The sequence below is a fragment of the Streptomyces sp. NPDC058257 genome, assembly GCF_042881845.1.
In the GTDB taxonomy this organism is placed as follows: domain Bacteria; phylum Actinomycetota; class Actinomycetes; order Streptomycetales; family Streptomycetaceae; genus Streptomyces.
The window spans coordinates 1-20,639 of the sequence record NZ_JBHVXJ010000042.1; the positions used below are offsets into that span (position 1 = coordinate 1).

Annotated in this window: 20 protein-coding genes; 5 read left to right on the forward strand and 15 right to left on the reverse strand. The window is 69.7% G+C overall.

Annotated features, from left to right (window positions below):
- Window positions 1-140: 140 nt before the first annotated feature.
- The 8 genes from ACFVXC_RS42155 to ACFVXC_RS42190 all read right to left on the reverse strand — a co-directional run bounded on the left by ACFVXC_RS42155 (window position 141) and on the right by ACFVXC_RS42190 (window position 8,434).
- The gene (locus tag ACFVXC_RS42155; RefSeq protein WP_389917101.1) at window positions 141-1,370 is read right to left on the reverse strand and encodes an alginate lyase family protein; all 1,230 of its coding nucleotides are present in this window, start codon (window positions 1,368-1,370) and stop codon (window positions 141-143) included.
- A 216-nt stretch (window positions 1,371-1,586) separates the two neighbouring features.
- On the reverse strand, window positions 1,587-2,258 hold the full coding sequence (locus tag ACFVXC_RS42160) for a potassium-transporting ATPase subunit C (RefSeq protein WP_389917103.1): 672 nt from the start codon (window positions 2,256-2,258) through the stop codon (window positions 1,587-1,589).
- Window positions 2,259-2,282: 24 nt separating this feature from the next.
- Window positions 2,283-4,445 carry a potassium-transporting ATPase subunit KdpB gene (gene kdpB, locus ACFVXC_RS42165; RefSeq protein WP_389917105.1) on the reverse strand — a complete coding sequence of 721 codons (2,163 nt, stop codon included), beginning with the start codon at window positions 4,443-4,445 and terminating at the stop codon, window positions 2,283-2,285.
- Window positions 4,442-6,106, reverse strand: coding sequence for a potassium-transporting ATPase subunit KdpA (gene kdpA / locus ACFVXC_RS42170; RefSeq protein ID WP_389917107.1), 1,665 nt, complete (start codon window positions 6,104-6,106; stop codon window positions 4,442-4,444). Before kdpA ends, kdpB begins: the two co-directional genes overlap by 4 nt.
- Before the next feature lie 7 nt (window positions 6,107-6,113).
- On the reverse strand, window positions 6,114-6,203 hold the full coding sequence (gene kdpF, locus ACFVXC_RS42175; protein ID WP_033264828.1) for a K(+)-transporting ATPase subunit F: 90 nt from the start codon (window positions 6,201-6,203) through the stop codon (window positions 6,114-6,116).
- A 323-nt stretch (window positions 6,204-6,526) separates the two neighbouring features.
- Window positions 6,527-7,297, reverse strand: a complete 771-nt coding sequence (locus tag ACFVXC_RS42180) for a DUF3710 domain-containing protein (protein WP_389917109.1) — start codon at window positions 7,295-7,297, stop codon at window positions 6,527-6,529.
- 1 nt (window position 7,298) lies between these two features.
- Window positions 7,299-7,844, reverse strand: a complete 546-nt coding sequence (dut, locus tag ACFVXC_RS42185; protein ID WP_389917133.1) for a dUTP diphosphatase — start codon at window positions 7,842-7,844, stop codon at window positions 7,299-7,301.
- Window positions 7,845-7,849: 5 nt separating this feature from the next.
- Window positions 7,850-8,434: a PaaI family thioesterase gene (locus tag ACFVXC_RS42190; protein ID WP_389917111.1), complete on the reverse strand. Its 585-nt coding sequence runs from the start codon at window positions 8,432-8,434 to the stop codon at window positions 7,850-7,852.
- 58 nt (window positions 8,435-8,492) lie between these two features.
- Between ACFVXC_RS42190 and ACFVXC_RS42195 the strand changes: the two genes are divergently transcribed.
- The gene (locus ACFVXC_RS42195) at window positions 8,493-8,939 is read left to right on the forward strand and encodes a DUF3093 domain-containing protein (protein WP_389917113.1); all 447 of its coding nucleotides are present in this window, start codon (window positions 8,493-8,495) and stop codon (window positions 8,937-8,939) included.
- Window positions 8,940-9,015: 76 nt separating this feature from the next.
- Here the strand turns inward: ACFVXC_RS42195 and ACFVXC_RS42200 are convergent, their stop codons facing one another.
- From ACFVXC_RS42200 to ACFVXC_RS42215, 4 genes are all read right to left on the reverse strand, one after another.
- Window positions 9,016-9,945 carry a hypothetical protein gene (locus ACFVXC_RS42200; protein ID WP_389917115.1) on the reverse strand — a complete coding sequence of 310 codons (930 nt, stop codon included), beginning with the start codon at window positions 9,943-9,945 and terminating at the stop codon, window positions 9,016-9,018.
- A 13-nt stretch (window positions 9,946-9,958) separates the two neighbouring features.
- Window positions 9,959-10,255, reverse strand: a complete 297-nt coding sequence (locus ACFVXC_RS42205; protein WP_055563079.1) for a DUF4193 domain-containing protein — start codon at window positions 10,253-10,255, stop codon at window positions 9,959-9,961.
- A gap of 392 nt (window positions 10,256-10,647) precedes the next feature.
- Window positions 10,648-11,892: a sensor histidine kinase gene (locus tag ACFVXC_RS42210; protein WP_389917117.1), complete on the reverse strand. Its 1,245-nt coding sequence runs from the start codon at window positions 11,890-11,892 to the stop codon at window positions 10,648-10,650.
- Window positions 11,893-11,898: 6 nt separating this feature from the next.
- Window positions 11,899-12,552, reverse strand: coding sequence for a response regulator transcription factor (locus ACFVXC_RS42215; RefSeq protein WP_135331070.1), 654 nt, complete (start codon window positions 12,550-12,552; stop codon window positions 11,899-11,901).
- Between the two features lie 307 nt (window positions 12,553-12,859).
- Here ACFVXC_RS42215 and ACFVXC_RS42220 point away from each other — a divergent pair, with 307 nt between their 5' ends.
- On the forward strand, window positions 12,860-13,033 hold the full coding sequence (locus ACFVXC_RS42220) for a hypothetical protein (RefSeq protein WP_389917119.1): 174 nt from the start codon (window positions 12,860-12,862) through the stop codon (window positions 13,031-13,033).
- A 77-nt stretch (window positions 13,034-13,110) separates the two neighbouring features.
- Here the strand turns inward: ACFVXC_RS42220 and ACFVXC_RS42225 are convergent, their stop codons facing one another.
- Both ACFVXC_RS42225 and ACFVXC_RS42230 read right to left on the reverse strand, forming a co-directional pair.
- On the reverse strand, window positions 13,111-13,923 hold the full coding sequence (locus tag ACFVXC_RS42225; RefSeq protein ID WP_389917121.1) for an inositol monophosphatase family protein: 813 nt from the start codon (window positions 13,921-13,923) through the stop codon (window positions 13,111-13,113).
- A 57-nt stretch (window positions 13,924-13,980) separates the two neighbouring features.
- Window positions 13,981-15,108, reverse strand: a complete 1,128-nt coding sequence (locus ACFVXC_RS42230) for a ferrochelatase (RefSeq protein WP_389917123.1) — start codon at window positions 15,106-15,108, stop codon at window positions 13,981-13,983.
- Between the two features lie 144 nt (window positions 15,109-15,252).
- Between ACFVXC_RS42230 and ACFVXC_RS42235 the strand changes: the two genes are divergently transcribed.
- Both ACFVXC_RS42235 and ACFVXC_RS42240 read left to right on the forward strand, forming a co-directional pair.
- Complete coding sequence (locus tag ACFVXC_RS42235; RefSeq protein ID WP_389917125.1) at window positions 15,253-16,503, forward strand: MFS transporter; 1,251 nt, start codon at window positions 15,253-15,255, stop codon at window positions 16,501-16,503.
- The gene (locus tag ACFVXC_RS42240; RefSeq protein ID WP_389917127.1) at window positions 16,451-17,782 is read left to right on the forward strand and encodes a D-arabinono-1,4-lactone oxidase; all 1,332 of its coding nucleotides are present in this window, start codon (window positions 16,451-16,453) and stop codon (window positions 17,780-17,782) included. The genes ACFVXC_RS42235 and ACFVXC_RS42240 overlap by 53 nt, the downstream gene beginning before the upstream one ends.
- 8 nt (window positions 17,783-17,790) lie before the next feature.
- On the opposite strand, the gene ACFVXC_RS42245 is transcribed toward ACFVXC_RS42240, so the two are convergent.
- Window positions 17,791-19,035, reverse strand: coding sequence for a hypothetical protein (locus tag ACFVXC_RS42245; RefSeq protein WP_389917129.1), 1,245 nt, complete (start codon window positions 19,033-19,035; stop codon window positions 17,791-17,793).
- 463 nt (window positions 19,036-19,498) lie between these two features.
- On the opposite strand from ACFVXC_RS42245, the gene sepH reads away from it, so the two are divergent.
- Window positions 19,499-20,596, forward strand: a complete 1,098-nt coding sequence (gene sepH / locus ACFVXC_RS42250; RefSeq protein ID WP_389917131.1) for a septation protein SepH — start codon at window positions 19,499-19,501, stop codon at window positions 20,594-20,596.
- Window positions 20,597-20,639: the final 43 nt, after the last annotated feature.

Here is a 20,639-nt window from a genome sequence, read left to right on the forward strand (position 1 = left end):
GTCCGCGGTGCGCGGGCGGGGGGGGGGGGGTGTTGGCGTGGGGGGGAGCGCGGCTGGGGGCTCGGGGCCGCGGGGGGGGGGGGGGGGGGGGGGCCCCCGCGGCCCCCGCCCCCGACGAGGGTCCCCCTACGGGGCTCCGATCAGTTCGGGTTGTCCGCGTGGGTCAGCGTCTCCCAGGCGACGAACAGATTGTTGGAGCCCGCCGGACGGTTCTGCTCGGTGAGCTTCTGGGTGTTGCTCATGGCGTGGCCGAGGCGGTTGTGCAGGGCGTTGTAGCCGACCTCGGTGACGGGCCCCAGACCCCGGTGGACCGAGCCGCCGCAGAGCGAACTCGGCGGCGCCTCACCCAGCTCGTACTTGGCCTGGAAGCCCAGGCCCTGGCGCAGCCGCTCGCCGACGTCCGTCTGGTAGAGGTCGTCGCCCTGGATGCGGCTGGTCTCGGCGACGTGGGAGATCGCGGAGAGCCCGTATCCGGTGTGGGTGAAGTCGCGGCACGTCTCCTGGGTGAGCCCGGTGGTGAAGGTGCCCTGGCCCTGCCAGTACTTGACGATCTTCGCGCGGGTGTCGAGGTTCTGGCTCGGCACGGTCTTGGGCAGGTCGCCGTCGGACGCGAGATAGACGTACGCGGCGGTGCGCGTACGGAACTTCGCCATCGCCTTGTCGTACGACCCCTTGTCCTCGATGAAGACGGAGATGCCGATGGCGGCCTCCATCATCGACAGCTCCCAGTTGCCGTTGGAGTTGGAGCCGTTGATGATCTCGGGCAGGTAGACGGTGCGCAGCATCGTCGCGAAGCGTCCCGAGTTGCCCCAGCCGCCGGTGTACGTGTGCTTGATGATCTCGGCGGCCCTCGGCCAGGACGAGCCCGCCCAGCCGGTCTGGAGCGGGGCGTTGCTGTTGGTGTGGTCCTTGATGGTGGCGGACCAGGCGTCCATCAGCTCGATGGACTTCTTGGCGTAGCGCTCGTCGCGGGTGATGTACCAGGCGAGCGCCGTGGTGTACGCGGCCGTCGCGTCCTCACGCTCGTCGGTGCAGCCGTAATTGGGGTCCGAGTAGGAGCCGCACTCGACGACCGCGCGGGGCTTGGGTGTGCGCGACAGGGAGGCGTACTTGCTCCCCATCATCTGGTCGTAGGCGCCCTTCCAGGGCTGGGCTCCGGCGTTGACCTTCTCCCTGGTGAAGTCCAACTGGCCGCGGGACACGGCGACTCCGGGATGGGCGAAGGTGCTGGGCGCCGCGTCGGCGCGCTCGGCGCCGGGCCAGGCGAGGAGGGCTGCGACCAGTGCGGTCACCGTGGTGGTGAGGGTCGCCAGGAGTGTGGTGCGGGATCTGCGGCGGTGACGCACGGGCGGTGTGGGGGTGTCAGCCATGCGAGGGCCATCCATTCTCGTATGTGAACTCCATGTACCTTTCTGAACACGCGTGTTGGGCCGAGACAGTAGGTACGGACCAGGCTTCCGTCAAGACGTGAAGTAAGAAGCCCTGTACAGGCGGATACGGGCGGACGCGCTTGTGGCCCGCCGTGCTCCGATCGGTATGACCGGGGCGCGGCGGGCCACAAAGGACCCCGAGGCGGTGGGGCAGCGTCAGCCCTTGTCGGCGACGAGCTCCTTCAGCGCGATGTTGAGCTGGAGGACGTTGACGCGGGGATCGCCCACGAAGCCGAGGCTCCGCCCGTCGGTGTGCTCGTCCACCAGCTTCTCGACCTTGTGCACGCCGAGGCCGTTCCTCTCGGCCACGCGGTGGGCCTGCAGCTCCGCGTACCGCGGGGAGATGTCGGGGTCAAGACCCGAGCCGGAGGAGGTGACGGCCTCGGCCGGCACGTCCGAGGGCTTGACCTTGAAGTCGGCCGTGGAGTTGTCCTTGACCACGGCGGCCTTGGCGGCCCTGACGTTCGCGATCAGGTCCTTGTTGTCGCCGGCGAGGTTCGTCGCACCCGACAGGATCAGCTTGTACTGGGTGTTCACGCTGTTCTCGCCGAGGCCGTTGGACGGCCGCGGCTGGAACCACTTCAGGTCGGGCGCGGCCGTCTCCTGGCCCTTCTTCAGCGGGAGGTCGTAGGTCTGCCCGATCAGCTCGGAGCCGACGACCTTGCCCTCGCTCCTGACCTCGGAGCCGTTGGCCTTGTCGTTGAACAGGGCCTGGGCGATCCCGGTGACGGCCAGCGGATAGATGACACCGCAGATGACGGTGAGGACGAGCAGGGCACGCAGACCCGCTCCCAGCAACCGCGCCGTGCTTCCAACTGAGTTGTTCATGACGGTCAGCACGCTTTCAGGAAATTACAGACCGGGGATGAGGGAGATGATCAGATCGATGATCTTGATGCCGATGAACGGGGCGATGAGACCGCCGAGCCCGTAGACGCCGAGGTTGCGCCGCAGCATCCTGTCCGCGCTCATCGGCCGGTACCGCACGCCCCTCAGGGCCAGCGGCACCAGGGCGATGATGATCAGGGCGTTGAAGATGACGGCCGACAGGATGGCCGACTCCGGAGACGACAGGTCCATGATGTTGAGCTTGTCGAGGCCCGGATAGACCACGGCGAACATCGCGGGAATGATCGCGAAGTACTTCGCGACGTCGTTGGCGATCGAGAAGGTCGTCAGCGCGCCCCGGGTGATCAGGAGTTGCTTGCCGATCTCGACGATCTCGATGAGCTTGGTGGGGTTGGAGTCCAGGTCCACCATGTTCCCGGCCTCCTTGGCGGCCGAGGTCCCGGTGTTCATGGCCACACCCACGTCCGCCTGGGCGAGGGCGGGCGCGTCGTTCGTGCCGTCACCGGTCATCGCGACGAGCTTGCCACCGGCCTGCTCGCGCTTGATCAGGGCCATCTTGTCCTCGGGCGTGGCCTCGGCGAGGAAGTCGTCCACGCCCGCCTCGTCCGCGATCGCCTTGGCGGTCAGCGGGTTGTCACCCGTGATCATGACGGTCTTGATGCCCATGCGGCGCAGCTCGTCGAACCGCTCCCGCATGCCCTCCTTGACGACGTCCTTCAGGTGGATGACGCCAAGGACACGCGCCCCCTTGCCGTCCTTCGCGGCGACAAGGAGCGGCGTGCCACCGGCCTGCGAGATGGCGTCGGTCAGGCCCTGGGCGTCATCGGAGACGACACCGCCGTTCTCGGTGACCCAGGCGGCGACCGAACCGCTCGCGCCCTTGCGCACCTTGCGCCCGGCCCCGTCCTGGACGAGGTCGACGCCCGACATCCGCGTCTGCGCCGTGAAGGCGACCCACTCGGCCCCCTCCAGCTCACCCTGGTGGCGCTCGCGAAGCCCGTACTTCTCCTTCGCCAGTACGACGATGGAGCGGCCCTCGGGCGTCTCGTCGGCCAGCGACGAGAGCTGGGCGGCGTCCGCGAGCTCGGCCTCGGTCGTCCCACGCACCGGCACGAACTCGGCGGCCTGCCGGTTGCCGAGCGTGATGGTGCCCGTCTTGTCGAGCAGCAGCGTCGAGACGTCGCCCGCCGCCTCGACCGCCCGCCCCGACATGGCCAGTACGTTGCGCTGGACCAGGCGGTCCATGCCCGCGATGCCGATCGCGGAGAGCAGCGCGCCGATGGTCGTCGGGATCAGGCACACCAGGAGCGCGGCAAGCACGATCATGGACTGCTCGGCACCGGCGTACACGGCGAACGGCTGGAGTGTGACGACCGCGAGCAGGAAGACGATGGTGAGGGACGCGAGGAGGATGTTCAGCGCGATCTCGTTGGGTGTCTTCTGCCGGGCCGCGCCCTCGACCAGGTTGATCATGCGGTCGATGAAGGTCTCGCCCGGCTTCGTCGTGATCTTGATGACGATACGGTCGGAGAGGACCTTCGTGCCGCCGGTGACGGCGGAACGGTCACCGCCCGACTCCCGGATGACCGGGGCGGATTCACCGGTGATCGCCGACTCGTCGACGCTCGCCACCCCGTCGACGACGTCGCCGTCGCCGGGGATCACGTCGCCCGCCTCACAGACGACCAGGTCGCCGATGCGCAGCTCGGTGCCGGGCACCTGCTCCTCGGCCGTGCCGCTGAGCCGGCGCGCGACCGTGTCGGTCTTGGCCTTGCGCAGGGTGTCCGCCTGCGCCTTGCCGCGGCCCTCGGCCACCGCCTCCGCCAGGTTGGCGAAGATCGTGGTCAGCCAGAGCCAGACCGCGATCGCCCAGCCGAACCAGTCCCCCGGGTCCTTGACCGCCAGGACGGTGGTGATCACCGAGCCGACGAGCACCACGAACATGACGGGAGACTTGACCATCACCCGCGGATCGAGCTTCCGCACGGCGTCCGGGAAGGACTTCAGGAGCTGCTGGGGGTCGAACAGACCGCCGCCGACCCGGCCGGTGTCCTTGGCGCCCTTGGCATCCTTGTGCCCGCCGGGCACATCCTGGTGCGGCGCACGGGTGGGAGTAGCGGTGGACATGGAGCCGGGCTCCTCTGGCTTCTGTATGTCGGTGGTCATGACGCGAGCCCCTCCGCCAGCGGCCCGAGAGCCAGCGCGGGAAAGTAGGTCAAGCCGGTGATGATCATGATGGTGCCGACCAGCAACCCCGTGAACAGCGGCTTCTCGGTGCGCAGCGTGCCCGCCGTCGCCGGAATCGGCTTCTGCTCCGCGAGCGAACCCGCGAGCGCGAGGACGAACACCATCGGCAGGAACCGGCCGAGCAGCATCGCGAGGCCGATCGTGGTGTTGAACCAGTTCGTGTCCGCGCTCAGACCCGCGAACGCCGAACCGTTGTTGTTGGCGCCCGACGTGTAGGCGTAGAGGATCTCGGAGAAGCCGTGCGCCCCTGTGTTGAGCATCGAGTCCTTGGGCGTGGGCAGCGCCATCGACACCGCCGTGAAGCCGAGCACCAGGGCCGGGGTGATCAGGATGTAGCAGGCCGCCAGTTTGATCTCGCGGGTGCCGATCTTCTTGCCGAGGTACTCCGGCGTACGCCCCACCATCAGTCCCGCGATGAACACCGCGATGACGGCCATGATCAACATGCCGTAGAGGCCCGACCCCGTACCGCCCGGCGCGATCTCCCCCAGCTGCATGCCGAGGAGGTCGATTCCGCCGCCGAGGCCGGTGTTGGACGAGTGGAAGGAGTTGACCGCGCCCGTCGAGGTCAGCGTCGTGGCGACCGAGAAGATCGCCGAGCCGCCGATCCCGAACCGCGTCTCCTTGCCCTCCATGGCCCCGCCCGCGATGTCGAAGGCGGGAGCCCCGTGGTGGAACTCCGTCCACATCATCAGCGCGGTGAACCCGACCCAGATGGTGACCATCGTGGCGAGGATCGCGTACCCCTGCTTGAGGGAGCCGACCATCCGCCCGAAGGTCCTCGTGATCGCGAACGGAATCACCAGGATGAGGAAGACCTCGAACAGGTTGGAGAACCCGTTCGGATTCTCGAAGGGGTGGGCGGAGTTGGCGTTGAAGTAGCCGCCTCCGTTGGTGCCGAGCTCCTTGATGACCTCCTGCGAGGCCACCGCCCCGCCGTTCCACTCCTGGCTGCCGCCCATGAACTGGCCGACCCCGTGGATGCCGGAGAAGTTCTGGATCGTGCCACAGGCGACCAGCACGATCGCGCCGAGCACCGAGATCGGGATCAGGATGCGGACGGTGCCGCGCACCAGGTCCGCCCAGAAGTTCCCCAGCTCACCCGTGCGGGAGCGTGCGAAGCCCCGCACGAGGGCCACCGCGACGGCGATGCCGACGGCCGCGGAGACGAAGTTCTGCACCGCGAGGCCGCCGGTCTGCACGACGTGGCCCATGGCCTGCTCGCCGTAGTACGACTGCCAGTTGGTGTTCGCCACGAAGGAAGCGGCGGTGTTGAAGGCCTGGTCCGGATCGATCGACTTGAAACCGAGCGACCCGGGCAGCGAACCCTGGAGCCGCTGCAGCAGATACAGGAACAGCACGCTCACGGCGGAGAAGGCGAGCACCCCGCGCAGATAGGCGGGCCAGCGCATCTCGGCGTTCGGATTGGCGCCGATGCCCTTGTAGATCCACTTCTCCACCCGCAGATGCTTCTCGGAGGAGTAGACCTTGGCCATGTAGTCGCCCAGCGGACGGTATGCCAGGGCCAGCGCCACCATCAGCGCCAGGAACTGGAGCACACCAGCAAGAACAGGACTCATTTCGTACTCAGAACCTCTCCGGGAACACGAGAGCGAGGACGAGATAGCCCAGCAGGGCGACGGCCACCACGAGACCGACGATGTTCTCGGCAGTCACAGCTTCGCCACCCCCTTGGCGATGAACGCCACCAGCGCGAAAACCGCGATCGTGGTGACGACGAAGGCCACGTCGGCCATCGTGTGCTCCTAGATGAGATGCGAATGATCTGACGTCTTGAGCAAACCCCTTCCGTGGCTGAATCCGACCGCCGTTGACGGCTCCCATACGTCCGTCGGCTCCGCGTTGACGACTCTCTTACGTCCGCGTGCGCGAACCTGCCTCCGACCTGCGAAAACGCCGATGGGCCGCACTCCCGTCAGGGAATACGGCCCATCGGCCTGCAATGCGTGGGGGCATCAGCCCCCAGCCCGGCGGAGCGCTCAGCGCACCTCGGTGATCTCAGGACCCCGCTGGAGCTGGCCCATGCCGCCCGAGAAGCGCGAGCCCTCCTGCTGCTCCTGCTGGACGCCACCCTCGGCGACCATCTGTGCGTCGTCCGGCAGCTTCAGGACGATCGGGTCGCGGGGCGCCATCGGGCCGTCGCCGCGCACGATGACGGTGTCCCTGAAGATCTGTTCGAGCAGTCCCGCGGCCTGCGGCTGCACCGCGCCCTGGCCGGAGATGACCCCGCGCAGGAACCACCGCGGACCGTCGACACCGATGAAGCGCACGACCTGCACGCCGCCCGTGCCGTCCGGCAGCTGCACCGGAACCTGCGCGCGCAGCTCCCAGCCGAGGGGGCCCTCGACCTCGTCGATGACACCGCCCTGCTGCGTGATGCCCGAGGCGATCTCCTCGCGGACCTCGCCCCAGATGCCCTGCTTCTTGGGGGCGGCGAAGCCCTGGAGCTGGATGGCGCTGTCCTGGAGCACGACGGTCGCCGCGACGATCGCGTCGCCCGCGACCTCCACCCGCAGCTCCATGCCCTCGACACCCGGCACGAAGAGGCCACCGAGGTCCACCCGGCCCTCGCCGGGCTCGCGGACCTCCGAGGCGTCCCAGGGTCCGTCGGGGCGCGGCTCGGGTTCGAGCCTCACGCGCGACGGCGCAGCCGTGTCGGCACTGTCGGCACCGTCAGGGGCCTCGACGACCTGCTCGGCCTCGCCCGCCGCGTCCTCGGCGGCACTGTCCTTCTTGCGACGTCCGAACACGTCACTGTCCTTCCCGGTCAGATACGACCGATGCGTATCGATTCCCACCCGTTTGTTGACCCGAGCCGACGCCCACGGCGGCATGGCCGCCGGTGGACCCGAAGCCCCCCTCGGCCCGCGCCGAGTCGGGAAGCTCCGCCACCTCGCGGAAGCGCACCTTCTCGACCTGCTGGACGACCAGTTGGGCAATCCGGTCGAAGCGCTCGAACCGCACGCTCTCGCGCGGGTCGAGATTCACCACGATCACCTTGATCTCCCCACGGTACCCGGCATCCACCGTCCCCGGGGCATTCACCAGGGCGACACCGCAGCGGGCGGCGAGACCGGAACGCGGGTGCACGAAGGCCGCGTACCCCTCCGGGAGCGCGATAGACACCCCGGTGGGCAGGACAACCCGCTCACCCGGGGCCAGTTCGCACGCTTCGGTGGTCCGCAGGTCCGCTCCGGCGTCGCCGGGCCGCGCGTACGACGGCAGGGGTACGTCGGGGTCGACGCGGCGGATCTGGACGTCGAGCTCCGGACGGGGCGCGGCGGCCACGGGGGGCACGGGGGTCACGGGTTCACCTCGAAGGCACGTGCGCGGCGGTTCTGGTCGGGGTCGTCCATCGCGGCCCGGATCTCCTCCGGGCGGCCGTTCTCGATGAAGTGATCGACCTTGACCTCGATGAAGAGGGCCTCGGCACGGACGGCGACGGGCCCGTCGGGGCCGCCGATCCGTCCGGTGGCCCGGGAGTAGATCTTGCGCCCGGAGACGGCGGTCACCTCGGCGTCGAGGAAGAGCACGGTGCCCAGGGGCACGGGCCGCGCGAAGTCGGTCTCGAGCCGACCGGTCACGGCGATCACCCGCAGCAGCCAGTTCAGCGAGCCGAGCGTCTCGTCGAGCGCCGTGGCGAGCACTCCGCCGTGGGCGAGGCCCGGAGCGCCCTGGTGGGCCTCACGGACGGTGAACTCGGCGGTGACGCCCACACCTTCACCGGCACGGGTCGCGAGGTGCAGCCCGTGGGCCTGTCCTTCGCCGCAGCCGAAGCAGTGCTCGTAATGGGCTCCGATGAGCTCGCCGGGGGCGGGCGCGTCGGGGTGGCGGACGGGCGCTATGGCGTCGGCCGGGGGCGTCAGAGCTGCTGAAGTACCACTCACAGCCGCAGACCTTACCCGCGAGTCCGGCAACGGAGCTCATCGTGCCAAGCTTGCCTGCATGCAGCCTTACGAAGAACGCCTGACGGCGCCCCGTTCCTGGTGGCTTGTCTCGCTCCTGGTCGGCGTCGCGATGGCGCTGATCCTGCTCCCCTTCGGCACCTTGCCGCTGCTCGGCGGCCTGGTCGCCGGGACGGCGGTCGCCGCGGTCGTCACCAGTTCGTACGGCTCCCCCCGGATCCGCGTGGTGGCGGACTCGCTCGTCGTGGGCGACGCGAAGATCCCGGTCTCCGCCCTGGGCGAGGCGGAGGTGCTCGACGCGGAAGAGGCGCGCGCCTGGCGCGGCCCGAAGGCCGACCCGCGCGCCTTCATGCTGCTGCGCGCCTACATCCCCACGGCGCTGCGCGTCGAGATCACGGACCCGCAGGACCCGACCCCGTACGTGTACGTGTCGACGCGGCACCCCGAGGCGCTCGCGGCGGCGCTCAGCGCGGTACGGGCTGCTTAGAAGATCTGCTTCTTGGCGAACTGCTGACCGAGGACCTGCTGCCTGCCGATCGAGGACCTGCTGCGGGGCCGCGGCGTCAGGCGCCCAGCTCCTCGGGCGGGGCGTCGCGGCGCAGGGGGTCCAGGGGCTTCACGGGCTGCTCAAGGGGCGGCAGCTCTTGCAGGGCGCCCCAGGGCACCTGCGACCTCCGCAGGTCCGCACGGACCCGCTCAGCGAGTTTCTTGGTGTCCCGACGGTTCATCACCGCCCCGACCGCGGCGCCGACCATGAAAGGCATCAGGTTCGGGAGGTTCCGCACCATGCGCTTCATGATCTGCTGGCGCAGCTCGCGCTTCATCTGGCCGCCGAGCGCCGCGTTGATCGACGCGGGTTTCACCACGTCGATGCCGCGCTCCTCGGTCCACGAGGCGAGGTAGGCGGTACTGCGCTCCTTGAGATTGCCCGGCGGGCGCCGGCCGTAGACCTCGTGGAGTTCGGCGATCATCTTCAGCTCGATGGCCGCGACGCCGGTGATCTCGGCGGCCAGCTCCGCGGGCATCGCGGGCGGCACGGGCATCATCACGGCGACGCCGATTCCGGCACCGACCGTCGAGGTTCCGTTGGCGGCGCCGGAGATGATCTTGTCCGCGAGCTGCTCGGCGTCGAGGCCCGGGAACTGCTTGCGGAGAGTGCCCAGGTCGCGGATCGGGACCCGCGGGGCATTCTCGATGATCCGGTCGGCGAGATAGCCGATGCCGGCTTTGGCGCCGCGTCCGCTCGCGCGCACGCCCGCCATGACTCCGTCCGTGACGGCGGCAACGCGGCCCTTGGACCCGTGGGCCCTGGACGCCTTGTCGGCCGCCGTCCCGTCGTCTGCCACCTCCAGGGCGTTCGCCGGTCCGAGCGAGGCTGTTCCTGTGGGGGAAGAGCCCCGCTCGTCGTCACGCACGCCTTCGGGGGCGACGCTTTCTTGGTCCGCTCCACGCTTGCGGAAGCGGCGCTTCCTGGGCGGGGTCGAGCCTGTCACGGCCGACCCTGCCCTAGTCGCAGTCGCGGCAGATCGGCTGGCCGTTCTTCTCCTTGGCCAGCTGGCTGCGGTGGTGCACCAGGAAGCAGCTCATGCAGGTGAACTCGTCCTGCTGCTTCGGGAGCACCCGAACGGCGAGCTCCTCGTTCGAAAGGTCCGCGCCGGGCAGCTCAAGGCCTTCTGCGGCCTCGAACTCGTCGACGTCTACGGCCGAGGTCGACTTGTCGTTCCGCCGCGCCTTGAGTTCCTCGATGCTGTCCTCGTTGACGTCATCGTCGGTCTTGCGTGGGGTGTCGTAGTCCGTTGCCATGTCGCTCTCCCCCTCTGGGTGTCTGCGGTGTCTCAGCGCACGTAACGCGTGAGAGGCCGGACTTGTGCCCGACCTGAGGCGGAGATTTTGCCTCACATCAAGGTCTGTTACTCAATCGACACCCAACCGCACCTCTGCCGAGGTGATCGGTTTGGATGGCGATCGGGACCGTACACGGTCCGGATGTCGCACTTCACAGGCGCCACCCCGTGTACTTCCCGTGATCAAGACCCCTGAAAACCCGGATTTTCCCGGCTTTCCGACGACTTTCACGATCACGGAGAGTAGATGGCCGAAAATTCGCTCCTGTGATCGATCGCACATGGAATCTCCAGGATCAGGTCCCGAAAATTCCGCGCAAAGCGAACAAGGAGCGGGTCAGCGGCAGCATCTCAGAGAGGAAGGGTGACTCGCATCACGAGCCCTCCCCCCTCGCGCGGCTCCGCGATGATACGGCCCCCGTGGGCCCGCGCCACCGACCGGGCGATCGACAGGCCGAGTCCGACCCCCTTGTCGCTGCCCGTGCGCTCGGTCCGCAGCCGCCGGAACGGCTCGAAGAGGTTGTCGATCTCGTACGCGGGCACCACGGGGCCCGTGTTGGTCACCACGATGACCGCCTGGCCGTGCTGGGCCTCCGTGGTGACCTCGACCCACCCGTCGTCCGGCACGTTGTACCTGACGGCGTTCTGGACGAGGTTCAGGGCGATCCGCTCCATGAGGACGCCGTTGCCCTGAACGACGGCCGGGGCCCGGTCCCCACGGATCTCCACGCCCTTCGCGTCGGCCTCGGACCGCACCTGGTCGACGGCGCGGTCGGCGACCTCGGCGAGGTCGACCGGCTTGCGCTCCACGATCTGGTTGTCGCTGCGGGCGAGCAGCAGCAGACCCTCCACGAGCTGCTCGCTGCGCTCGTTGGTGGCCAGGAGCGTCTTGCCGAGCTGCTGGAGCTCGGGGGGCGCATCCGGATCGGAGAGCTGCACCTCGAGCAGGGTGCGGTTGATCGCGAGCGGTGTGCGCAGTTCGTGCGAGGCGTTGCCGACGAAGCGCTGCTGGGCGGTGAAGGCCCGTTCCAGGCGGTCGAGCATCTCGTCGAAGGTGTCCGAGAGCTCCTTCAACTCGTCGTCGGGCCCGTCCAGTTCGATGCGCCGGGACAGGTCCGTGCCGGCCACCCTGCGCGCGGTGCGCGTGATGCGGCCGAGCGGCGAGAGGACGCGGCCCGCCATCGCGTAACCGAAGGCGAAGGCGATCACCGCGAGCCCGAGCAGGGCGAGCAGCGAGCGGCTCAGGAGGTTGTCCAGGGCGTTCTGACGCATCTTGTTGACGCACTCGTTCAGCGCGGCATTGACCTCGTCGGCGGGGACCTGGGTGCCCGTCGGGAGGTTGTGACACGTGTTACTGCTGACCCTGGAGCCGCCCTCGATGTTGAACGGCAGGTCGCTGCCGACGTTCAGGGCCTGCGCGGCGAGCAGATAGATGATCGAGAGCAGCAGGATGCCCGCGATCAGGAACATGCCGCCGTAGAGCAGGGTCAGGCGTATACGGATCGTGGGGCGCAGCCACGGGAAGGGCGGTTCGGTCTTCCTGGGGTCCCAGGTGGGTTTCGGGGGCGCAGCCGGTGGCGCCGGGGTCGCGGCCACCGGGGATCAGATCCGGTAGCCGGAGCCGGGCACCGTCACGATGACGGCGGGCTCGCCGAGTTTCCTCCGCAAGGTCATGACGGTCACCCGGACCACGTTCGTGAACGGATCGGTGTTCTCGTCCCAGGCCTTCTCCAGGAGCTGCTCCGCGGAGACGACGGCACCCTCGCTGCGCAGCAGCACTTCGAGGACGGCGAACTCCTTGGGGGCGAGCTGGATCTCCTTGCCGTCGCGGAAGATCTCACGGCGGTTCGGGTCGAGCTTGATGCCGGCGCGCTCCAGGACGGGGGGCAGCGGCACGCTCGTACGCCGCCCGAGGGCGCGCACGCGTGCCGTGAGCTCGCTGAACGCGAAGGGCTTGGGGAGATAGTCGTCGGCGCCGATCTCCAGGCCCTCGACGCGGTCGCTGACGTCGCCCGACGCGGTGAGCATCAGGACGCGGGTCGGCATGCCGAGCTCGACGATCTTGCGGCAGACGTCGTCCCCGTGCACGAGCGGGAGGTCCCGGTCGAGCACCACGACGTCGTAGTCGTTCACGCCGATACGTTCCAGAGCGGCCGCCCCGTCGTACACGACGTCGACGGCCATGGCCTCCCGGCGTAGTCCGGTGGCCACCGCATCGGCGAGCAGTTGCTCGTCCTCGACGACGAGTACGCGCACGGCGCTGTCCTTCCTCTGTGCCCCTGGGGGCAGGTCTGTTCCTGGGCTGTGGCCTCCATCCTGCCCCTTTCGGTCATAAACCGGCTGTAAGGCGGTGCCCCGGACGGGGAATGCGGGATTTCGTCCGACGGTTGAGGTTTCCGTGGAAGAGAGCCCGGGGAAGACGACCTCACACCCCGCGATCACGCTTTGTATGTGGCGCGCCACAACCCGCTTCTCCAGGGCGGGCGGCGAAGACGTGATCGCCCCTTCCTTGAGGGCACACCCCCGTGCCATCGACCCACGACCCAGCCGAGGGGGCGCAACCATGGACGCTTTCACCGCAGGACTGCTGCAGCGCATAAAAGCCACGGAGTCCGACCTCACGAAGGCCCGTGAGACGGGCGACGACTTCCTTGCCGAGGTCGAGCAGGCCGAGCTCGAAGATCTCCACCGGCTGGCCGCCGACCACGGGGTGGAGGTCGGCGTGCTGCACGCCTGATCCGTTCGTGAGCACAAGGGCCCCGGCATCTGTGGACGAGATGCCGGGGCTCTTGTGCGTTCGGGTGAGTACGACGGTCAGTCGTGCCAGGCGCCGAGCTCCTCCAGGCGGCCCTGGAGGTCCTCGAAGAGGCCGGGAGGTGCCGCGACGGTCAGCTCGCCGGAGAGGGGCTGCCCGGGGCGTCCGCCGGTCAGCGCGCCCGCTTCCCGCGCGACGAGGTCGCCCGCCGCGAAGTCCCACGGGTTGAGGCCGCGCTCGTAGTACGCGTCCAGGCGGCCGAGCGCGACGTCGCACAGGTCGATCGCCGCCGAGCCGCCGCGGCGGATGTCCCGGACCAGCGGGATCAGCTGCCGGGCCACGTCGGCCTGGCGGGCGCGGCGCTCGGCCACGTACCCGAAGCCGGTGCCGACGAGGGCCCGTTCGAACGGGGGCGCGGGGCGGGTGCGCGCGGGCTCGTCGTTGACGAACGCGCCCCCTCCGACGACCGCGCGGTAGGTCTCGCCGCGCATCGGGGCGTGCACCACGCCGACGAGTGTCTCGCCGTCCTTGCGGGCCGCGATGGACACGGACCAATCAGGGCGTCCGTAGAGGTAGTTGACGGTGCCGTCGATCGGGTCGATCACCCACTGGACGCCGCTGCTGCCCTCGGAGCTCGCGCCCTCCTCGCCGAGCACGCCGTCGTCCGGCCTGCGCTCGGCGAGGAAGTCGGTGATCAACTTCTCGGAGGCGATGTCCATCTCGGTGACGACGTCGACCGCGCTGGTCTTGGTGGCGGCAACGCCCAGGTCGTCCGGGCGCCCGTCGCGCAGGAAGGCTCCGGCGCGGTGCGCGGCCTCCAGGGCGACGCCGAGGAGTTCGGCCTTCAGCTGCTGGTCTGCGGAGTCGGTCACGGTGCTGGTGCTCCTTGTGCCTTCGAGGTGCCCACGGGGCCCTCCGATGTGGCTGAGTTACGCGTACGGGCTTTCGGCGCCCGCGGCGGCGGGCTTCGGGACGTGCGACGGGCAGCAGCCCACCGGGCACAGGTCGTGGCTCGCGCCGAGCGCGCCCAGGGCGCAGGGCGCGACCTCGCGTCCGTTCTCCGTGGCGGCCCGCTCAAGGACGAGATCCCGCACCGCGGCGGCGAACCGCGGGTCGGCGCCCACCGTGGCCGAGCGGCGGACCGGGAGGCCGAGCTCCGCGGCCTTCGCCTCGGCCTCGGTGTCGAGGTCGTAGAGAACCTCCATGTGGTCCGAGACGAAGCCGATCGGGACCATCACCACCGCGGGCACGCCCGCCGCGTGCCGCTCCTCCAAGTGGTCGCAGATGTCCGGCTCCAGCCACGGGGTGCTCGGCGCGCCGCTGCGCGACTGGTAGACGAGCTGCCAGGGGTGCTCGACGCCGGTCTCCTCACGCACCGCGTCCGCGATGAGCCGGGCCACGTCCAGATGCTCCGCCACGTACGCGCCGCCGTCCCCGTGGTCCTCGACGCGCCCCGAGGTGTCGGCGGCCGCGGTCGGGATGGAGTGCGTCGTGAAGGCGAGGTGCGCCCCTTCGCGTACGTCACCGGGGAGATCGGCCAGGGACTTCAGGACCCCGTCGATCATGGGGCGGACGAAGCCGGGGTGGTTGAAGTAGTGCCGCAGCTTGTCGACGCGCGGCACATCGAGACCCTGGGACGCGAGCACGGCGAGGGACTCCGCCAGGTTCTCCCGGTACTGGCGACAGCCCGAGTACGAGGCGTACGCGCTGGTCGCCAGGACGAGCACGCGGCGGTGGCCGTCCCGGACGAGCTCGCGCAGGGTGTCGGTCAGATAGGGCGCCCAGTTGCGATTGCCCCAGTAGACCGGCAGATCGAGTCCGTGCTCCGCGAAGTCCTTGCGCAGGGCGTCGAGAAGGGCACGGTTCTGGTCGTTGATCGGGCTGATCCCGCCGAACAGGAAGTAGTGCTGCCCCACCTCCTTGAGCCGCTCCTTGGGGATACCGCGCCCCCGCGTCACGTTCTCCAGGAACGGGACGACGTCGTCTGGGCCTTCTGGGCCGCCGAACGAGAGCAGCAGCAGGGCGTCATAGGGAGAGGCATCGAGCGCATCGGACATACATCCGATCCTGCCACCCGCCGCTGACAGCCGGAAAACACGGTGCGCCCTGCCGTGTCGCAGCCATAAGCTGTATGGGCCATCTTCACGCCTTACGGGAGCCCCTCCTCGCGGAGCCGTCCCGGCCCCTCAGCGGAGTCCCACGTGCCCAGCCCCTACCGCGCCATCTTCGCCGCCCCCGGCACCAAGGGGTTCTCGACGGCGGGCCTCCTCGGACGGATGCCGCTGTCGATGATGGGCATCGGCATCGTGACGATGGTGTCCCAGCTCACGGGGCGGTACGGACTCGCGGGCGCGCTCTCCGCGACCGTCGCGCTCTCGGCCGCCGCGATCGGCCCGCAGATCTCGCGTCTGGTCGACCGGCACGGCCAGCGCCGGGTCCTGCGGCCCGCGACCCTGGCCTCCCTGGCCGCGGTCACCGGGCTGCTGCTCTGCGCGAAGTACGCACTCCCCGACTGGACGCTCTTCGCCTTCGCCGCGCTCGTCGGCTGCGTGCCGAGCGTGGGATCGATGATCAGGGCGCGCTGGGCCGTCCTCTACCGGGGCACTCCGCGGCTGCACACCGCGTACTCCTTCGAGTCCGTGGTGGACGAGATCTGCTTCATCTTCGGTCCGATCATCTCGATCGGGCTCTCCACCGCGTGGTTCCCCGAGGCCGGGCCGCTCGTGGCCGGGGCCTTCCTCGCGACGGGCGTGTTCTGGCTGACCTCCCAGCGAGCCACCGAGCCCGTGCCGCACGGGCGTGAACACCACACCAAGGGCTCGGCGTTGCGCTCCGCGGGACTCCGGGTCCTGGTCGCGACCTTCGCGGCGACAGGAGCCATCTTCGGGTCCATCGACGTGGTGACGGTCGCGTACGCGGAGGACCAGGGGCACAAGGCGGCGGCGAGCCTGGTGCTCGCGGTGTACGCGCTCGGCTCCTGCGTGGCCGGAGCCGCCTTCGGGCTCATGCGCTTCAAGGGCGCTCCCGCACCGAGGTGGCTGCTGGGTGTCTGTGCGATGGCCGTGAGTATGATCCCGCTTCAACTGGTCGGGAATCTTCCGTTTCTGGCCGTGGCGTTGTTCATCGCGGGCCTTTCCATAGCGCCGACCATGATCACGACAATGGCCCTCGTCGAACTGCACGTACCCCGTACGAAGCTGACCGAGGGCATGACCTGGGTGAGCACCGGACTCGCGGTCGGCGTCGCGCTCGGCTCCTCCGCGGCCGGTCTGGTCGTCGACGCGGCCGGTTCGGACGCCGGGTACGCGGTACCCGCAGTAGCCGGGGCCGTCGCGGTGGCGGTCGGATTCCTTGGGTATCGCCGACTGAAGAAGCCGGTTTCGCAACGGGGAGGGACCCATGAGCACGGCAACGGGCACGGGCAGCGCGAAGAGCAGAGCAGCGTGGCGTAACTGGGCGGGCAACGTCACCGCACGTCCGGCCAGGGAGGTCACCCCCGCTTCGGTCGACGAGCTCAGTGCCGCGCTGCGTCAGGCCAAGGACGACGGCCTCAGGGTGAAGCCGGTCGGCACCGGCCACTCCTTCACGGCGACCGCGGCCACCGACGGCCTCCTGATACGCCCCGAACTCCTCACCGGCATCCGCGGGATCGACCGCGAGGCCGGCACCGTCACCGTGGAAGCGGGCACCCCGCTGAAGCGTCTGAACGCGGCGCTCGCCCGCGAAGGCCTCTCGCTCACGAACATGGGCGACATCATGGAGCAGACGGTCTCCGGCGCGATCAGCACCGGGACGCACGGCACGGGCCGCGACTCGGCGTCGATCTCCGCACAGATCACGGCGCTTGAGCTCGTCACCGCGGACGGCACGGTCCTCACCTGCTCCGAGAAGGAGAATCCCGAGGTATTCGCCGCGGCCAGGCTCGGCATCGGCGCGCTCGGCGTGATCAGCGCGATCACCTTCGCCGTGGAGCCCGTCTTCTTCCTCACCGCCCGTGAGGAGCCGATGACCTTCGACAGGGTCACCAGTGAGTTCGACGCCCTGCACGCCGAGAACGAGCACTTCGAGTTCTACTGGTTCCCGCACACCGGCAGCTGCAACACCAAGCGGAACAACCGCAGTGCGGGCCCCGCGGCTCCGCCCGGCAGGGTCAGCGCCTTCGTAGAGGACGAGATCCTCTCCAACGGTCTCTTCCAGGTGGTCAACTCGATAGGCCGCGCCGTCCCCGCGACCGTCCCGGGCATCGCCAAGATCTCCAGCAAGGCGCTCTCGGCCCGCACCTACACGGACATCCCCTACAAAGTCTTCACAAGTCCGCGCCGCGTGCGCTTCATGGAAATGGAGTACGCCGTTCCGCGGGCGGCCCTCGTCGAGACGCTGCGCGAACTGAAGACGATGGTGGAGCGCTCGAATCTGCGGATCAGCTTCCCCGTAGAGGTCCGTACGGCCCCCGCGGACGACATCACGCTCTCCACGGCATCGGGCCGGGAGAGCGCGTACATCGCCGTCCACATGTACCGGGGCACGCCCTACCAGGCGTACTTCACCGCCGCCGAGCGGATCTTCACCGCACACGAGGGCCGACCTCACTGGGGCAAGATCCACACCCGCGACGCCGGCTACTTCGCGCAGGCCTATCCGCGCTTCGCCGAGTTCACGGCCCTGCGCGACCGCCTGGACCCGGACCGCCTGTTCGGCAACGACTACTTGCGCCGCGTCCTGGGCGACTGAGCGGCCGCCTACGGGGTGGGGGTCGCCTCCCGCTGCGCGTCGTCGCCGCTTCCGGCGCCGCTCGACGGAGTGGGGGTCGGAGTCGGGGTGGGCGTGGGTGTGGGTGTGGGCGTCGGGTCCGTCTTGGAGCCGTCGCCGGAGTCCTGACCCTTGTCCGGGTCATCCTTCGAACCGGAATCAGAGCCCGAGTCGTTCCCGGTGTCCGGGGACCGCGAGTTCGTCCCGTTCGGGTCCTGCGAGGCGTCGCCGTCCTGCCGAGACCCGTCGTCCGTACCCGTCGACGGGCCGTCGGACGGCTGCCCGGAGGGTTCCGTCGAGGGCGTGGGCCGCTGCCCCGACGAGCCGCTCCCGCCCGAGAAGCCGTTGCCGATCGTGGTGCCGTGGCCCCCGCTGAAGTCCTCTCCGGAGACGATCTCGTACGTCGTGATCCCGGCCATGGACACACCGAAGACGACCGCGGCGGCGATCAACGGCCGCTTCCAGCTTCGGATCTGCGTGCGATGAGTGGTGCCGTCGGTGAACTCGTCCGAGGGGAGCGGCGGTTCGACCGGCGCGGCGGGACCCGTCTGCCGCAGGACACGGGTCGCGTCGTCCCGCGGCGCCAGCCGTGTGGCGTCGACCGGCCCGAGCAGCCGCGTCTTGTCGGCGTCGGCACCCGCGTCCGAGTCCGCGTCCGCCACTCGCAGCACGGTGGTGCGGTCGGCGTCAGTGACCGCGGGCAGCATGGTGGTGCGGTCGGCGTCAGTGACCGTGGGCAGCACACTCGTACGGTCGGCGTCGCCGACGACGGGCACCACGGTCGTACGGTCCGGATCGCCCGCGACGGGCGGCACCGAGGTCGCGTCGGCGTCGGCCGCTCTCCCCCAGGTCGTCGTCACGGGCCCCGTCCCGGCATGCGCCGTAGCTCCCGTGTACGCCTCCGCCCTGAACGTCTCGGCCACCGGCGCACCCGAACCATCGGTCAGCGGTACCTGCTGCACCCGAGGCTTGGCCTGCACCGCGACGTCACGTATCTGCTCGCCCGTGCGCCGGAAGAAGTGCTGGAAGATCGTGCCACCACAGGTCGCGACCACACTCACCAGGCCGGCGCCGAGGATCGTGCCGTAGACGCCGAAGCTGGCGGCGAGCTTCGCCCCCACGACGGCGGCCACGGCGCTCCCCGCCACCTGCGGCAGACTCAGATCGAGGCGCCGCTTCTCCCCCGGCTCCTCCTGGCCCTTGGATTCCTCGCCCGAATCCGGCTTTTCACGCATCTCCGACCCTTACCTGCCTTTCTCGACTGACTGCACGAGAAAGGGACGTATGGGTGAAGGGGTTAGTTCCGTTTCTGGAGATTCCGTGAAGTGTGCCACTCATGCACCACCCTGCCCGGGTATCCAGGCGCGTCAACTCCCGCCCCCCGCGAGAACTTCGGCGGCGCGGCGGACCACCCCGGTGGCCCGAATGGAGTACTGTTGCGAGCCCTGGGTCCGGTCTCCCACCTGGGTGCCCGGGGCCTTCCAGGACCTGCCGGGAGGGGGCTCGCTGCACAGGGTGACCAAGTTGGTCACTGAGAGTTGCGAATAGGTAACCGTGCCATAACGGCGACCTAGGGCCCATGCCCGACACGCCGGGCAACTCGGCAAGGTTGTGGCAGGCTGCACCCGGGCAGGCCACACTCGACTAGCGGAAGCAGCGACGCACGTGACGTCGGCAGGCACCACCCGGGAGGTCCCCATGCCCGAACTGCGTGTCGTGGCCGTCAGCAACGACGGCACACGGCTGGTGCTCAAAGCTGCGGACAGCACGGAGTACACACTTCCGATCGACGAGCGGCTGCGCGCTGCCGTGCGCGGCGACCGTCCGCGCCTCGGCCAGATCGAGATCGAGGTGGAGAGCCACCTCCGCCCCCGCGACATCCAGGCACGGATACGTGCCGGTGCGAGCGCGGAGGAAGTCGCATCGCTCGCCGGAATCCCCGTCGATCGCGTCCGCCGCTTCGAAGGGCCCGTGCTCGCCGAGCGCGCCTTCATGGCCGAGCGGGCCCGGAAGACCCCCGTGCGCCGTCCCGGCGAGAACACCGGACCCCAGCTCGGCGAGGCCGTGTCGGAGCGGCTGCTCCTGCGCGGCGCCGACAAGGAATCCGTCCAATGGGACTCCTGGCGCCGCGACGACGGCACCTGGGAAGTCCTGCTCGTCTACCGCGTCGCGACCGAACCGCACGCCGCGAGCTGGACGTACGACCCGCCACGGCGGCTCGTGCAGGCCATGGACGACGAGGCGCGCTCGCTGATCGGCGAGACGGACGACATCGCCGCGCCCGAGCCGAGCTTCCCGTTCGTGCCGCGCATCGCCCGGCTGCCCCGGGACAGGGCCTCGCTCGACCGGCCGCTCGACCGCGCCCTGGACCGGCAGTTGGAGCGCCCGAGCGCGCCGCAGCCCCCGGAGCCTCCGGAGGAAGGCGTGGCCACCGGTGCGACAGCGGCCGTGTCCGAGTCGGAGCGGGACTCGCTCACCAGCCTCCTTGAGGCGGTGCCGAGCTTCCGCGGCGACATGATCGTGCCGGAGCGCCCCGCGCTCCCGCCCACGGACCTGCCGCCCGCCGAAGAGTCCGAGCAGGACCCCGAGGCCGAGGAGCCGCCCGCGGCGTCGGCCGGAGCGGGTGCCGCGTACGCGGACGTCCTGATGCCGCGCTCGGTGGCCAGCCACCGCGACCGCCTCGTCGGCACCACCGACCGCCAGGCGGAGGCCGACGGCGTCCGGCCCGGGCGGCGCGCGGCCGTGCCGAGCTGGGACGAGATCGTCTTCGGCACGCGTCGCAAGAAGCAGGAGTAGCACTCGGTCATACGTCGTCGGGCCCCGCACCGTTCAGGTGCGG